Source organism: Vibrio sp. (assembly GCF_050299255.1).
Taxonomy (GTDB): domain Bacteria; phylum Pseudomonadota; class Gammaproteobacteria; order Enterobacterales; family Vibrionaceae; genus Vibrio.
Window position 1 is genome coordinate 25992 of the sequence record NZ_JBNKVP010000004.1, and the last position, 14075, is coordinate 40066.

The 14075-nt window shown below is 50.8% G+C and carries 16 protein-coding genes; 10 read left to right on the forward strand and 6 right to left on the reverse strand.

Annotation, left to right across the window (positions count from 1 at the left end):
* Nucleotides 1-51: 51 nt before the first annotated feature.
* The gene (gene ansA, locus ACQY6F_RS02525) at nt 52-1065 is read left to right on the forward strand and encodes an asparaginase (RefSeq protein WP_428772004.1); all 1014 of its coding nucleotides are present in this window, start codon (nt 52-54) and stop codon (nt 1063-1065) included.
* Between the two features lie 79 nt (nt 1066-1144).
* On the opposite strand, the gene ACQY6F_RS02530 is transcribed toward ansA, so the two are convergent.
* On the reverse strand, nt 1145-1429 hold the full coding sequence (locus ACQY6F_RS02530; protein ID WP_428772005.1) for a YeaC family protein: 285 nt from the start codon (nt 1427-1429) through the stop codon (nt 1145-1147).
* Between the two features lie 103 nt (nt 1430-1532).
* Here ACQY6F_RS02530 and ACQY6F_RS02535 point away from each other — a divergent pair, with 103 nt between their 5' ends.
* Nucleotides 1533-2348: a DUF2989 domain-containing protein gene (locus tag ACQY6F_RS02535; protein ID WP_428772110.1), complete on the forward strand. Its 816-nt coding sequence runs from the start codon at nt 1533-1535 to the stop codon at nt 2346-2348.
* A gap of 59 nt (nt 2349-2407) precedes the next feature.
* Here the strand turns inward: ACQY6F_RS02535 and msrB are convergent, their stop codons facing one another.
* Nucleotides 2408-2827: a peptide-methionine (R)-S-oxide reductase MsrB gene (msrB, locus tag ACQY6F_RS02540; protein ID WP_428772006.1), complete on the reverse strand. Its 420-nt coding sequence runs from the start codon at nt 2825-2827 to the stop codon at nt 2408-2410.
* Nucleotides 2828-3162: 335 nt separating this feature from the next.
* Here msrB and gap point away from each other — a divergent pair, with 335 nt between their 5' ends.
* The 5 genes from gap to ACQY6F_RS02565 all read left to right on the forward strand — a co-directional run bounded on the left by gap (nt 3163) and on the right by ACQY6F_RS02565 (nt 7644).
* Nucleotides 3163-4158 carry a type I glyceraldehyde-3-phosphate dehydrogenase gene (gene gap, locus ACQY6F_RS02545; RefSeq protein ID WP_428772007.1) on the forward strand — a complete coding sequence of 332 codons (996 nt, stop codon included), beginning with the start codon at nt 3163-3165 and terminating at the stop codon, nt 4156-4158.
* A gap of 132 nt (nt 4159-4290) precedes the next feature.
* Complete coding sequence (locus ACQY6F_RS02550) at nt 4291-5175, forward strand: D-hexose-6-phosphate mutarotase (RefSeq protein ID WP_428772008.1); 885 nt, start codon at nt 4291-4293, stop codon at nt 5173-5175.
* Between the two features lie 111 nt (nt 5176-5286).
* Nucleotides 5287-6114: a 23S rRNA (guanine(745)-N(1))-methyltransferase gene (gene rlmA, locus ACQY6F_RS02555; protein WP_428772009.1), complete on the forward strand. Its 828-nt coding sequence runs from the start codon at nt 5287-5289 to the stop codon at nt 6112-6114.
* Between the two features lie 67 nt (nt 6115-6181).
* Nucleotides 6182-7150 (forward strand): ChaN family lipoprotein, encoded by a 969-nt coding sequence (locus tag ACQY6F_RS02560; RefSeq protein ID WP_428772010.1) that lies wholly within the window; start codon nt 6182-6184, stop codon nt 7148-7150.
* A 134-nt stretch (nt 7151-7284) separates the two neighbouring features.
* Nucleotides 7285-7644 (forward strand): hypothetical protein, encoded by a 360-nt coding sequence (locus ACQY6F_RS02565; protein ID WP_428772011.1) that lies wholly within the window; start codon nt 7285-7287, stop codon nt 7642-7644.
* A 138-nt stretch (nt 7645-7782) separates the two neighbouring features.
* Here ACQY6F_RS02565 and ACQY6F_RS02570 read toward each other — a convergent pair whose 3' ends face one another.
* Both ACQY6F_RS02570 and ACQY6F_RS02575 read right to left on the reverse strand, forming a co-directional pair.
* Nucleotides 7783-8262 carry an NUDIX domain-containing protein gene (locus ACQY6F_RS02570; protein WP_428772111.1) on the reverse strand — a complete coding sequence of 160 codons (480 nt, stop codon included), beginning with the start codon at nt 8260-8262 and terminating at the stop codon, nt 7783-7785.
* 55 nt (nt 8263-8317) lie between these two features.
* The gene (locus ACQY6F_RS02575) at nt 8318-9247 is read right to left on the reverse strand and encodes a histone deacetylase family protein (protein ID WP_428772012.1); all 930 of its coding nucleotides are present in this window, start codon (nt 9245-9247) and stop codon (nt 8318-8320) included.
* Nucleotides 9248-9385: 138 nt separating this feature from the next.
* On the opposite strand from ACQY6F_RS02575, the gene ACQY6F_RS02580 reads away from it, so the two are divergent.
* Nucleotides 9386-10072 carry an SDR family oxidoreductase gene (locus ACQY6F_RS02580; RefSeq protein ID WP_428772013.1) on the forward strand — a complete coding sequence of 229 codons (687 nt, stop codon included), beginning with the start codon at nt 9386-9388 and terminating at the stop codon, nt 10070-10072.
* On the opposite strand, the gene ACQY6F_RS02585 is transcribed toward ACQY6F_RS02580, so the two are convergent.
* Both ACQY6F_RS02585 and ACQY6F_RS02590 read right to left on the reverse strand, forming a co-directional pair.
* On the reverse strand, nt 10073-12031 hold the full coding sequence (locus tag ACQY6F_RS02585) for a DNA topoisomerase III (protein ID WP_428772014.1): 1959 nt from the start codon (nt 12029-12031) through the stop codon (nt 10073-10075). It lies immediately after the preceding gene.
* An 86-nt stretch (nt 12032-12117) separates the two neighbouring features.
* Nucleotides 12118-12453: a Grx4 family monothiol glutaredoxin gene (locus tag ACQY6F_RS02590; protein WP_428772015.1), complete on the reverse strand. Its 336-nt coding sequence runs from the start codon at nt 12451-12453 to the stop codon at nt 12118-12120.
* 245 nt (nt 12454-12698) lie between these two features.
* Between ACQY6F_RS02590 and sodB the strand changes: the two genes are divergently transcribed.
* Together sodB and ACQY6F_RS02600 are read left to right on the forward strand one after the other, a co-directional pair.
* Complete coding sequence (gene sodB / locus ACQY6F_RS02595; protein WP_428772016.1) at nt 12699-13283, forward strand: superoxide dismutase [Fe]; 585 nt, start codon at nt 12699-12701, stop codon at nt 13281-13283.
* Between the two features lie 122 nt (nt 13284-13405).
* A complete protein-coding gene (locus tag ACQY6F_RS02600; RefSeq protein WP_428772017.1) occupies nt 13406-13912 on the forward strand; it encodes a VC2046/SO_2500 family protein in 507 nt (168 codons plus the stop codon).
* Nucleotides 13913-14075 lie beyond the last annotated feature (163 nt).

Sequence of the window (14075 nt, forward strand, 5' to 3'; positions counted from 1 at the left end):
TAGCGATATACTCTGCCACCATGGCAATACCTACTATTATCTGATAAGACCATGGCAAGAAAACACATTTATATCGCCTACACTGGCGGTACTATCGGTATGCAAAAATCCGCGCACGGATATATACCAGTCGCCGGCTTTATGGAAAAGCAACTGGCCAGCATGCCAGAATTCCATCGCCCTGAAATGCCGCTGTTTACGATTCATGAATACGATCCTTTGATCGACTCTTCGGATATGACACCTAAAGACTGGCAGCAGATCGCCGACGATATACGCGATAATTACGACAAGTACGATGGTTTTGTGATTCTGCATGGTACCGACACCATGGCCTATACGGCATCCGCGCTCTCTTTCATGCTGGAAAATCTGGCCAAGCCGGTGATTGTAACCGGGTCACAGATCCCACTGGCGGAACTGCGTTCAGATGGTCAGGCTAACTTGCTTAACGCCCTGCACATTGCGGCGAATTATCCGATCAACGAAGTGACACTGTTTTTCAACAACCAGCTGATGCGCGGCAACCGTAGTACTAAATCTCACGCTGATGGATTCAATGCCTTTACTTCACCCAATTTGCCGGCTTTGCTGGAAGCGGGCATCAACATTCAGGTGAGTAGTAATGTTACCGTTAATCAGCAGCCAACTGGCCCGTTCAAAGTACACAATATTACTCCGCAACCTATTGGGGTAATTACCATGTATCCGGGCATCTCACACGAGGTGATTCGCAACACATTACGTCAACCAGTTAATGCCATGATTTTGTTAACTTTTGGCGTAGGTAATGCACCACAGAACCCGGAGTTGTTAGGCCATCTGAAAGAGGCCTCCGAACGGGGCGTTATCGTGGTAAACCTTACCCAGTGCCTGGCTGGTAAAGTCAATATGGGTGGCTATGCGACCGGCTGTGCCCTGGCGGATGCCGGCGTGATCAGCGGCTATGATATGACTCCGGAAGCGGCATTGGCGAAATTGCACTATCTGCTGAGCCAGAATCTGAGCTATGACGAAATTAAGCAGCAGATGCAACAGGTACTGAGGGGCGAAATGAGCCTGTAGCTGAGCCGATTCAGTTCCCTCTGAACGGAAACCAAGCAAAAGAGGTTGCCTGTTGGCAACCTCTTTCTATTTCACTGCATTAATTGCGATTTGGATTGACCCGCAGAATATCTTCCTGGTCAGACTGGAACTGCTTTTTCAGCTCTGATTTCGACTTAAAGCAGATTTCGCCACCCTGGGCCACCGACATGTGCTGTGCGTCAGTGTTATGCTTACTTTGATATAACATCACAGCTTGCATACATGAGTCTCGCTGCTGCTGCGTAAGTGTTGTACCCTCAGGCCACTTACCCGTTTCAACGGCAAACAGTAAACGCTCGTAAACTTCCGGTGTCATTGCACTTAGCAATTGTTCTGCGTCCATGATGTATCCTTTGTGTTACTTTTGTCGCAACAACATAACCCGCTGGCACCTTGAGTCAAGACGAGCACTAAGAATAAGTGTAATGGATCACATGCTATCGCCTATGAAAACTATCCGTATTTTATCACTGCTTTCTCTGGTGGTTTTGCTCAACGGCTGCTTTGAAAACCGCAAGAATACCAATAAACTCTGTAGCGACAATCCGGCGCTTCGTTGCGAACTGCTGAATATCGACGATGGACAGTGCCGAGTACCGCGCACCGATCTGATCTGGCATCGCCTGGAAGTGTTACGTAACCCTAGCGACACTCAAGTGATTGAGGAATACCACTTAGTTTCAGATTACCGTAAATGCCTGGAACTGGCATCGCAAATCCAACCTATCGATCAGACCGAACTCAAACAGGCACGTTTCAATGCCCTGGTCCACGCCGGTGATGAACAACAGCGAATAGTATCGCAGTTGAAACAGTCCGATTCGCCCGAAGCGCTGTATTTCCTCTGGAGTCAGATCGGCGATGACCAGGCACGGCGCCGGTTCCTGCAGAAAGAAGGCAGCCGAGAACTTGATACGGCAGAGATGCAGTTCGCGCTGGCAACCTTTTACACCAACCGCAACCCAGAAAAAACCATCGACCTGCTCAACCGGGCACTGGAATTGACCGGCAACAACGAAGTCAACACCGAGATACTTAAAACGCTCGCCAGTACCTACTATCAGTTGAACAGAAAAGAGTTAGCGTACATCTGGACTCAAGTCGCCAGTCGGTACAATGTCCCACTGGTTTCAGCGCGCGAAATGCAGTTGTTGTATGGATTCAGTGAACAGAAATACCAGCAGCTGGATCAAGTGGCAGAAGACATTGAAAGCGCCGTCGAGTCCGGACACTATCAATCCAGTCAGGTGCCAAATTTCTGATTGGCAACTTTTCTAAACTCAGATCAACTTTGGTCACTGAATTGATATAAAGCGACGCCTCAGGCGTCGCTTTTATCATTTTTGTTGAAAATTAACGACACCGAATTTACACAATAACGCTCTCCTGTCGTGACAGGGCCATCGGGAAAGACGTGACCAAGGTGGCTGTCGCACGCGGCGCAGCGAATTTCTGTACGCACCATACCATGACTGCGATCTTCGACATAACGTATTGATTCAATTGATATTGGTGCATCAAAACTGGGCCAGCCACAGCCAGAATCATACTTGTTTGCCGAATCAAACAACGGTGCATGACAGCAAGTACAGTGATATATCCCGGTGTCCCGGTTATGTAACAGAGTACCAGTGAAAGGTGCCTCGGTGCCCTTTTGCCGACAAACCTGGTACTGCTCATCGTTTAACAGCTCTCGCCACTCCTGATCGGATTTGACAACTGATAGGTCTTTCTTTTCCAACTTATTGTTTCTCCTTATTTTTCATACCATTCATGGACTTTTTCAGTGAAAAACTTGCGCCGTTAATAATATGTAGCACATACTTTCTAGCATGTTCGTTTCATCGCGTTGAAGCAAGTTTTCACCGTGATGACGTTATTTTATGTTATCTGGTAACAAGAAAAACCAGCAATTGGGTTAAAAAACAACCCATTGTGACTGATTGTGAAAAAAAGCGACGCTTTTTTTTGACTTTAAGCAAGTTAAGTCCGATTATCTGTTGCACAATTTCGCTGGATTTTGTAATTTTACTACCAGTTATCTTTCATCAGAAATTAAGTTGTGGAGCAACTATAATGACTATCAAAGTAGGTATTAACGGTTTTGGCCGTATCGGCCGTTTCGTTTTCCGTGCAGCACAAGAGCGCAACGACATTGAAGTCGTAGGTATCAACGACCTTATCGACGTAGATTACATGGCATACATGCTGAAGTACGACTCAACTCACGGCCGTTTCAACGGTACCGTTGAAGTTGAAGGTGGTAACCTGATCGTTAACGGCAAAACTGTACGTGTAACTGCAGAACGTAACCCAGCTGACCTGAAATGGGATGCAATCGGTGTTGACGTTGTTGCTGAAGCAACTGGTCTGTTCCTGACTGACGAAACTGCTCGTAAACACATCGAAGCTGGTGCGAAGAAAGTTGTACTGACTGGTCCTTCTAAAGACGCAACTCCAATGTTCGTTAACGGCGTAAACTTCGACACTTACGCAGGTCAAGACATCGTTTCTAACGCTTCTTGTACTACTAACTGTCTGGCTCCTATCGCTAAAGTTCTTAACGACAATTTCGGTATCGAATCTGGCCTGATGACTACAGTTCACGCAACTACTGCGACTCAAAAAACTGTAGACGGTCCTTCTGCTAAAGACTGGCGCGGTGGCCGTGGTGCTTCTCAGAACATCATCCCATCTTCTACTGGTGCAGCTAAAGCAGTAGGCGTTGTACTTCCAGAAGTAAACGGCAAACTGACTGGCATGGCTTTCCGCGTACCAACTGCTAACGTTTCTGTAGTTGACCTGACTGTTAACCTGGTAAACGGTGCTTCTTACGAAGCCATCTGTGCAGCAATGAAAGAAGCGTCTGAAGGCGCACTGAAAGGCGTTCTGGGTTACACTGAAGATGCAGTAGTTTCTCAAGACTTCATCGGTGAAGTTTGCACTTCTGTATTCGATGCTAAAGCTGGTATCGCACTGACTGACAAATTCGTTAAAGTTGTATCTTGGTACGACAACGAAATCGGTTACTCAAACAAAGTTCTGGACCTGATTGCTCACATCTCTAAATAATGTAAGCTACAGCAATAGAATACAAAAGGCGACGATTGAGTCGCCTTTTTTGTACCTGCCATCCCCGCAGGTGCTCCTGGCTCACGCTCCCAGGTTAAACGGCCCGGAAGCAAAGATTAGGAATTGAAGAAGATGGATTTAACCACTCTCCCCGCTCAAAGCGTACTGTCAGACAGTATTCGTGTCGTTAAGTTAGATAACGTCAACGTGCTATGTATCAACCACGCCAAAGCCCGTGCGGCCATTTCACTGTTTGGTGGTCACCTGCTCTCCTATCAACCGGCAGATAAAGCCGAACTGATCTGGATGAGTCAACAGGCTAAATTTGACGGCCAGACTGCCCTGCGTGGCGGCATTCCGATTTGTTGGCCCTGGTTTGGCCGTATCGCGGCTCCCGCACACGGCTTTGCCCGTACCAGTGAGTGGCAACTGAGCCAGCACCGGGAAAATGAACACGGTGTGATAATCGAACTGTCACTACAGCAGTCAGCCGAAACTCTGAAGCTGTGGCCGTTTCAGTTTGACGCGCGGCTACAGATTGAAGTGGCAGATACACTGACAGTCACACTGGTCGTGACCAATACCGACCAGCAGGTGTGGCGTTTTTCCGGTGCGCTACACAGTTACCTCAATGTCGCCGATATCCACCAGGTCGAAGTTACCGGTATGGGTAGCCAATATATCGATAGCCTGCAAGACGCTAAATTGTGTCAGGGTGGCGATATCTTAACTATCGACCAGAGTGTCGACCGGGTCTATACCCAGCCGGAAGACCTTATTACCGTGCGCGACAAGCAGCTGGAGCGAGAAGTTCAGGTTCGTAACCACGGCGATAACTGCGCGGTGATCTGGAACCCCTGGCAGCAAGGCGCCAGAGCGATGGCCGATATGCCGGACGATGGCTACCTGACCATGTTGTGTGTCGAATCCACTCTGCACGCGGCATCGCTGGAACAAGGCAAACTGTTGGCCCCCGGCGAATCTTATCAGCTGGCCACTACCCTGTCGGCCGATTAATTCTGCCAGTAACGAGCGGCTACGGGTCGCTCGATTCCCTCCGCCTGAGACTGGCGAGCCCTGCGGGTTCCTGCTAGACTCACGACCCCATTTGAGCATATCGAGATCGCCATGGCTTACCTCTGCCCCCTGTGCCAACAACCTCTTACCCTGTCGGATCGTTCCTACCAATGCAGTAACCGCCACCAGTTCGATCTGGCCAAAGAAGGCTATGTGAACCTGATGCCCGCTCACCATAAACGTTCCAAAGATCCGGGTGACAATAAAGAGATGATGCAGGCGCGGCGACGCTTTCTGGAAGCCGGACACTACCAACCGATGCGTCAGGCCGTTGCCCAGCTGTGTGATGAGTATCTGAGCGGCCCAGCCCCGGTACTGCTGGATATCGGCTGTGGTGAAGGCTACTACACCGATTTGGTTGCCAGCACGCTGCAGGGTAAAAACCAGGATGCGCAAATATTTGGCCTGGACATCTCCAAGGTCGCGATTCGTTACGCCGCCAAACGTTACCCGAATTGTCGGTTCAGTGTCGCCTCCAGTCACCGGCTGCCATTTGCCGACCAGTCTCTGGATGGGGTACTGCGTATCTACGCTCCTTGCCGTGATGAAGAACTGCAACGCACCATCAAACCTGGCGGCGTTCTGATCACAGTCACACCAGCAGGCCGGCATCTTTATCAGTTGCGCGAACGAATTTATCAGCAGGTACGATTGCACGATGAACAGCAGGAGCAATTCGACAGCTTTAAACTGGTCAAACAACAACAACTTAACTATTCTATGAGTCTGACTGACGGCATCGCGTTTGACCTGCTGCAAATGACACCATTCGCCTGGCGGGCCACTGATGAACTGCGCCAGTGGCTCAAATCTGCCCAGTTGTTCGAATGTGAAGCAGACTTTATGCTGCGGGTCTACCAGCGTCAGCTCGCAGACTAACACGTACTGACAACGCGATGGCACCATATCTACCCGGCTGACATCGCGTACCCACGGAGACCATTCGATGAAGAGATCGCTCTGGCTGATGTTACTGATGACCACTTTGGCCGGCTGTAGTTCAGCGCCTGAATCCACCATTTCCCGCTCCGATCTCAAAACCTACTACGACTACCAGCTATTTGATGCGCAGGGTACGCCTCTCGACCAGGAGCAGTGGCCGCTGCAAGTGGCTAACTATGACGTGATACTGGTCGGCGAATGGCATACCCATGCCGGTATTCACCGATTTCAAACCGATCTGCTGCGCCAGCTGTTGACCTCGGCCCAGCCGCTTGCACTGTCGATGGAGCAGTTCAATCGTGACAGCCAGTCACACCTGGACGACTACCTGTCCGGTCAAATTGGCGAGCAGATATTGACCCAGCGGGCCAAGGCCTGGCCAAACTACGACAGCGACTATCGCCCGTTGATTGAACTGGCTAAAGCCAGCCATACTCCTGTGATTGCCGCCAACGCACCGAAAGATATTGTTCAGTGTATCGGTCGGGAAGGGATTGGCTATCTCGACAGACTTCCTCAATCTGAGCGTGAATACGTTGCCCGGCAAGTGGATACCAGTGATTCAGAGTATAAACGGACCTTTATGGGATCGATGCACCACGGTGAAAGTGATTCGACCGAGCGTCACTTTGCCGCTCAGGTAACCTGGGACGAAACCATGGCCGAGAGCATTACCGACTACATCGCCGATCATCCCGGGGCGAAAGTACTGCATATTGCCGGTAAATTCCATGTCCAGCAGGGAGAAGGTATCAAAGCGTCGATCCTCCGCCGTAACCCAGCCCTTAAGGTACTGACCATTACCCCTGTCGATGAGATTGATAGCAACGGGACGGATTATCAGTTGCAGGTACTGGCTCCACCTGCACTGTATGTTCAGGAAGCCAACCGGAAACAAGCTTTTGAGCAGTTAAGTCACCGCAATGCAGAGCTGAACTGTATTGAAAACCCAGCCGCCACCCAGCCGAAATAGGTTTATTTTTCGCCACCTGGCAAATTATGGGCCTGGTTTTTGCTTAATGTATTGAGTCAAAAAATAGCAAAATTTAATTCAGTTAATTGCTAAATGGTCGATACAAGATTAGTAGCGACGGGAAGGAGACGAGCATGACACCAGTAGGTATGGCGCCAGTGAAAGTGGCACCAGGCCAGCAGGTCCAGCCGAACGGCAACTCAGTCAATACTCAGCCACAGGCGGCACCGCTCGAAGTGAGCCAGAACACGGTGACGTTATCAGCAGAAGGAAAAGCGCTGCTGGCAGCGCTGCAGCAGATTGAGCAAGACGGCAAAACGACCGAGGCCAAGGCCGACAAAACTGTAGGGGACAAGGTCGAATCTTTCGCCCATGGTGCCCTGGGAATGGAACATCCGGACAAACTCAAAGAGGAAGAGGACGACTCATACTCTGCCGGTCAGTACATGTCAGCTGCGCTGACCATTGGCGGTATTCTGCTGGCTCTGGCCTAACCTGAGTGGACCCAGATCATCAGCTAGCGGCAAACATTCGCCGCTAGCTATTTTGCTGCCTGTTCCCCGCAAACAGAGCAATACCCGCCGCCCACAGAGGCTAAACATTGCCGTTTCAACGGTACCGTTAGCTTATCGCTACAACACATCAACATCATCGTTATCGCCCTGGACATAACTGCCGAGATGGTGGCTGTAATCCCCTTGTGCCAGACGCTCGACCAGCTGAACAATATTGGCCGGATAGGTACGCCGCCCGGCCAGTTGTGCCAGGCTGACCCACTCGACAGTTTGAATAAACTGCTGGTCATTTAACCCCTGCAGATTGTTAGTATGTGGAGTGCCGCGGTAACCGGTGACATGGTAGAAGAATTCGGCGTTATAGCGTTCAGCGCTGGTTTCCAGAAACTCCCGAACGGCCAGCAGACGGCCGATGTCGACGTCCAATCCCGTCTCTTCCCAAAACTCCCGCTTCAGGCACGCTTTGCTGCTTTTGTCATCCGGCTCCAGACCGCCACCGGGAGGAATCCAGTATTCTCCGCTGAAGTCTTTCACTTTGACCATCAGGATATGATCTCCTTCGACCAGTAATCCTGCCGCCCTGATCCGGTGTTGTATCGTCATCTGTTTATCCTTATCGTTGCAGCTGCGATGAAAGCTGGACACGCCCGTATTAATTGCCAGCCGATTCCAGGGTATAAGCCGCTTGCAGCAATTGCCAGTGCGGTTCAACCAGGTCGATATGGTTGGTACGATACCCCCCCCCCACCACACAAGCTAGCGGGATCTGCCGCTGTCGGGCCATCTCCAGCATAAAGGTGTCACGCTGTAAAATCGCCTCGGTTGAAATGTTGAAATACCCCAGCTCATCGTCCTGATGAATATCCACACCGGCATCGTACAGGATCAGATCAGGTTGATAGAGATTGATCGCCATCGGCACCACAGAAGTAAAGTGGGCCAGAAATTGCCCATCTTCCGTCCCGCGCGGCAGGCTGATATCCAGTGTAGAGTCGGGTTTTCGGGCCGGGAAATTTTTGTCACAGTGGAACGAGAGACTGATGATATCATCACGCCCCGCGGTTAAGGTGGCCGTACCGTCGCCGTGATGAACGTCGCTGTCGATGATCAGCACTCGATCAATCTCCGGGTGACGCAATGCCCGATTGGCGGCCAGCACCAGATCGTTAAACAGACAAAAACCGCTGCCAAAATCGTGGTGAGCATGATGGTAACCACCACTGAGATGGATCGCCAGACCGTGTTCTATTGCCAACTCTGCCGTCAGGCAACTGCCTCCAGCCGAGGTTAAAGTACGGTCGATCAAGCGTTCACTCCAGGGAAACCCTATCCGGCGCATTTTAGCAGCCGGTAACTGTCCGCTCACCAGTTGCTCGACATAATCCGTATCGTGCACCAATTTCACTTCATCCACGGCCAGTGGATTGGGTTCAACGAATTGAAAAACATCTCGCCAGCCCGGCTGTGACTGCATCTGCTCCATTACCGTTTGATACAGCAGTTGATACTTATTGATTGGATAGCGATGCTTAGCAGGCAACAGCAACGCAGAATAAATTGGGTGATAGACCAGCGGCGTCATAATTTACTTCACTCATGATAACTGTGCCGATGCTATCAGATTGGCTCGGGTTGGCAAAACTTGTCCCAGGCAGGCTACACTAGCAAAAAAGCTGGCTCTCGCTTAACTCAAGCGGACCGAGATAAAAGGAACATTGAGATGAAACGCGTTTTTATTACCGGAGCCAATCGCGGCATTGGTCTGTGCCTGGTCCGAGGATATCTGGCGGCCAATTGGAGTGTGCATGCCACTTACCGCACCCCCGACGATTCACAGCAACTGTTGCAGTTGGCCGAGCAGTATCCTGAGCTAAAATGCCACCAGTTGGACGTGACCGATTATCAGCGAGTCAAGCAGCTGGCGGATTGCCTGCCGGCGCTGGATTTGCTGATCAACAATGCCGGCTATTATGGCCCGAAAAGTACCAGTTTTGGCCAAACCGATGTGGAACAGTGGCGTAAGGTGCTGGAAATCAACACTATCGCTCCGTTGAAACTGGTCGAGGCACTCTATCCCCGCCTTAACGAGGGGCAACTGAAAAAAATCGCCTGCCTGTCATCTAAGGTGGGCAGCATGACAGAAAACAGTGCCGGCGGCGGTTACATCTATCGCTCATCAAAAGCGGCGCTGAATTCTGTGGTGAAAAGCCTCAGCAATGACTTGATGCCCTACGGTTTTACCGTGCTGGCCTTGCATCCGGGTTGGGTTCAGACCGACATGGGCGGGCCTAATGCGCTGATTAGCCCTGAACAGTCCGCCAGCAGCCTGATGCAGCTCATCGATGCTAGCGACCAGTCCCAGAGCGGCCAGTTTTTCAACTACGACGGCAGCCCTATCCCATGGTAATCAGTTCGATGACGCAGAACCCTGGCGTTTTTTGCCACTATAACGGCGCTTTTTCTTAAATGCCCCGGCCGCCTTTTTGGCCGGAGGCAGCTCACTGAGCGAGGCCGGAACCGGGGCCGTTTTCACCTGCTCGATCAGCTGACCAATATTTTGCTCTAGCGCCTGCATAAACGGGGCGTAAGCCTGATTGCGTTCTGCCATCCCTTGCAGCTGATGCTCCCAATGGGCGGTCATATCGGGATGGGTAGACTGATCCGGAAGAGCGTGAATCAGCCCCCGACCCGCTGCTGTGCTGAGGATCTGCTTACCCTGTCGTTGCAATAACTGGCGCTTAAACAGGGTATCTAAAATGCCAGCCCGGGTGGCTTCGGTGCCGAGACCATCGGTATCCCGTAAGATTTTTTTCAGCGATTTGTCCTGCACGAAACGGGCGATGCCGGTCATCGCCTGCAGCAGAGTGGCTTCGGTAAAATGTCGCGGCGGTTCGGTCTGGCGCTGTTTTATTTCACCTTCACGACAAACCAGCACCTCACCTTTAGCCAGAGGCGGGACAGTGTCGACTGCATTGACTTCATCCTGTTCCTGCTTGCCGGTGAGTTGCTTCCAGCCCGGTGATATCAGCTGCTTACCCTTGGCGATAAAGCAGCCTCCCGCAATATCGAACACCAGCTTAGCTTCGGCATATACAGCCGCAGGATAGAACTGCATCAGGTACTGACGGGCGATCAGCGTATACAGTTTTGCTTCATCACCAGACAAACTGGCCGCCATTCCCCCCTTCGGCGTGGGAATAATCGCGTGGTGCGCGTCGACTTTGCTGTCATTCCAGGCTTTCGATTTCAGGTTCAGATCACAGCCTTGCACACCCACCTGGAGCGACTTGTCATTACTGGCTATCGCATCCAGCACAGACTTGGCCTGCCGGTAGTGGTCATTGGGAAGATGGCGACTGTCGGAGCGCGGATAAGTGATCAACTTGTGTTTTTCGTACAGAGCCTGACACACATCCAGTACCCGCTGCGCACTCATGGTATAGCGTTTGGCGGCATCGATTTGCAACGCGGATAAAGAATAAGGTAACGGCGGCGCTTGCTTACTCTGTTTGTTTTCGGATTCCACCACCGTAGCAGGCTGATTGGCAATGCGACTGGCAACATTCTCCACCAGCTTGTGATGCAGCACCCGGCCTTCTTCATCCTGCCAGGGCTGGCAGGCGTCACTCGGTTGCCAGCGCGCGCGGATATCAAACACTTGATCGCCGTTCTGATAGGGAATAAGTGCATCCAGGGTGAAATAATCTTTCGGCACAAAACGTTCAATTTCTTCATCCCGGCGCACCACCAGCCCCAATACCGGTGTCTGAACCCGGCCGACGGACAACACTCCCTGATAGCCGGCTTTTTGCCCCAGCAAGGTATAGGCGCGCGACATATTCATGCCGTACAGCCAGTCTGCCCTGGAGCGAGCCAGCGCCGATACCGATAGCGGCACAAACTCCCGGTTGCTGCGCATCTGCTGCAGTGCCCGCTTGACCGCCGGCAAGTTCAAATCACTGATCAGAAGCCGCTGAGCCGCGGACTTTTTGCCGGCGCTGACTTTACAGTAATCGAGCACTTCATCGACCAACAGCTGTCCTTCTCGGTCCGGGTCACCGGCATGGATGATCTCGTCAGCCTGTTTGAGTAGTTTTCGCACCACACTCAGCTGCTTGCTGGCAGACTTTCTTGGTCTTAACTGCCACTGCTCGGGCACAATCGGCAGATCCGCCAACTGCCATTTTTTGTAGCGTTCGTCATAGCCATCCGGTTCAATCTGCTCGAGCAGGTGTCCGATACACCAGGTGACCACATCACCGTTACCACAGTGAATATAACCCTGGGCGTTTTTTTTTGGTCCGGGTAGTGCCGCAGCAATCGCGCGACCAAGACTGGGTTTTTCAGCAATAAACAAACGTGTCATAACAGGCGGAAAAATAGCAAAAAATTAGGGCCACATTAACCAATGTGACCCTAATAAATCAAGCAAAACTGTAATTATATACAGTATTACTCACTATCTTCTGCTGCACGGGCTGCCGCTTCTTTGATCAGCGGTTGCAGTTCACCTTTCTGGAACATTTCGATGATAATGTCACAACCACCGATCAGCTCGCCTTCTACCCACAGTTGTGGGAAAGTTGGCCACTGAGCGTACGCAGGCAATTCGGCGCGAATATCCGGGTTCTGCAGGATATCCACGTAGGCGAACTTCTCGCCACACGCCATCAGTGCTTGTGCAGCCTGAGAGGAAAAACCGCAGCTTGGAAGTTTTGGTGAACCCTTCATGTAGAGAAGGATCGAGTTTTCTGCGATTTGCTGTTTAATTTTGTCGATAGTTTCCATTGCTTCCTCGTATTGGGCTTTCTTGCTGGTATCCGCACATTTTAAACCATTGGGCAAGAATAAAAAGCACACATTATATAAGGTTATAGAGTGCGATAATTTTCAACGATATTTGCCAATTTCGCCTTTTAATAAAGTAAAAACTTGCTAAAATAAGTCGAAAGTCAGTCGTAAAGACAAATCAACTAATAACATTGGAAGCAATCGAAAGAGGTAACTCTTTCATATAAATGGAGAATCCCGCAATGGCATTTGAACTACCCGCTCTTCCTTACGCAAAAGATGCTCTAGAACCACACATCTCTGCAGAAACTCTGGATTACCACCACGGTAAACACCACAACACTTACGTGGTTAAGCTGAACGGCCTGATCCCAGGTACTGAATTTGAAGGTAAGACTCTGGAAGAGATCATCAAAACTTCTACTGGCGGCGTATTCAACAACGCAGCTCAGATCTGGAACCACACTTTCTACTGGCACTGTCTGTCTCCAAACGGCGGCGGCGAACCTACTGGTGCAGTAGCTGACGCAATCAACGCGGCATTCGGTTCTTTTGCTGATTTTAAAGCGAAATTTACTGATTCAGCGATCAACAACTTTGGTTCTTCATGGACTTGGTTGGTGAAAAAAGCAGACGGTTCTCTGGATATCGTCAACACTTCTAACGCCGGTACTCCACTGACTGAAGAAGGCACCACTCCTCTGCTCACTGTAGACCTGTGGGAACACGCTTACTACATCGACTACCGCAACCTGCGTCCAGACTACATGAATGCATTCTGGGCACTGGTTAACTGGGAATTCGTTGCCGATAACCTGGCAAAATAATCTCCGGTCTGTAACCGATTGAAACAAAGCCTGCCACTGTGCAGGCTTTTTTATTTGCCCCTTTAAAAAGACCTCAAGTTTGCCCTGCTGATGCCGTTAACAGATTGTATTCAGGGGGAATCATGCAAATCCACACGTTAGATAAAGCCGCGATCATTAACGAACTTCAATTCGGCACGGGTATCAACCGGGCGGTTTATGAAGGTCGCCGGGCCGACTTCGCCCTGACTCTGGCGCTGTTTTCCGACGATGTGCGTGACAACACACCGGTAGAACAGGTCGAACAACCGGACAACAGCGAACAGCGCCTCAGGCAACAATTTGGCTTGCAGGAGTTACAGCCTTTGCGCTCCAGTCAGGACTCCTACCCGCAATCGGCCAAACAGGCGCAGTTATTCCACTCCGCAGGCCTGGCCAGTGCCAAGCTGTGCCACTATTTGGTCCCTGAGCCGCTGACTTATCTGCCGGAAGCGACCCATGACCTGGATGAAGCGGTATACCACAATTTATCCGGCCACCAGCGCCGCCATCTGTCCCAGCCACCGCAAAGCCAGTGGATGCCTGCCACCTTGTACAACCAACTGGTTAGCGCCCAGCGTCAATTCCAGATCATGAGAAGTGGCCATTAATCATAAAGATTAAACGTCCATACATTACTCTCAACGCTAAATGTGAAATCCTGCTCAAACTGAAGCAAATGTACTGAACTCAAAGCGGTTATTTGATGTCTTTCACACATAGCCCACAGCTTATCTACCATGCTTTGTGGACAACTTTTAACCCGATCACTTT

What these genes read in the sequence shown, in the direction of transcription:
- ansA (WP_428772004.1), top strand. Translation starts at nt 52, where the DNA reads ATGGCAAGAAAACACATTTATATCGCCTACACTGGCGGTACTATCGGT.
- ACQY6F_RS02530 (WP_428772005.1), bottom strand. Translation starts at nt 1,429, where the DNA reads ATGGACGCAGAACAATTGCTAAGTGCAATGACACCGGAAGTTTACGAG.
- ACQY6F_RS02535 (WP_428772110.1), top strand. Translation starts at nt 1,533, where the DNA reads ATGAAAACTATCCGTATTTTATCACTGCTTTCTCTGGTGGTTTTGCTC.
- gap (WP_428772007.1), top strand. Translation starts at nt 3,163, where the DNA reads ATGACTATCAAAGTAGGTATTAACGGTTTTGGCCGTATCGGCCGTTTC.
- ACQY6F_RS02550 (WP_428772008.1), top strand. Translation starts at nt 4,291, where the DNA reads ATGGATTTAACCACTCTCCCCGCTCAAAGCGTACTGTCAGACAGTATT.
- rlmA (WP_428772009.1), top strand. Translation starts at nt 5,287, where the DNA reads ATGGCTTACCTCTGCCCCCTGTGCCAACAACCTCTTACCCTGTCGGAT.
- ACQY6F_RS02560 (WP_428772010.1), top strand. Translation starts at nt 6,182, where the DNA reads ATGAAGAGATCGCTCTGGCTGATGTTACTGATGACCACTTTGGCCGGC.
- ACQY6F_RS02565 (WP_428772011.1), top strand. Translation starts at nt 7,285, where the DNA reads ATGACACCAGTAGGTATGGCGCCAGTGAAAGTGGCACCAGGCCAGCAG.
- ACQY6F_RS02575 (WP_428772012.1), bottom strand. Translation starts at nt 9,247, where the DNA reads ATGACGCCGCTGGTCTATCACCCAATTTATTCTGCGTTGCTGTTGCCT.
- ACQY6F_RS02580 (WP_428772013.1), top strand. Translation starts at nt 9,386, where the DNA reads ATGAAACGCGTTTTTATTACCGGAGCCAATCGCGGCATTGGTCTGTGC.
- ACQY6F_RS02585 (WP_428772014.1), bottom strand. Translation starts at nt 12,031, where the DNA reads ATGACACGTTTGTTTATTGCTGAAAAACCCAGTCTTGGTCGCGCGATT.
- ACQY6F_RS02590 (WP_428772015.1), bottom strand. Translation starts at nt 12,453, where the DNA reads ATGGAAACTATCGACAAAATTAAACAGCAAATCGCAGAAAACTCGATC.
- sodB (WP_428772016.1), top strand. Translation starts at nt 12,699, where the DNA reads ATGGCATTTGAACTACCCGCTCTTCCTTACGCAAAAGATGCTCTAGAA.
- ACQY6F_RS02600 (WP_428772017.1), top strand. Translation starts at nt 13,406, where the DNA reads ATGCAAATCCACACGTTAGATAAAGCCGCGATCATTAACGAACTTCAA.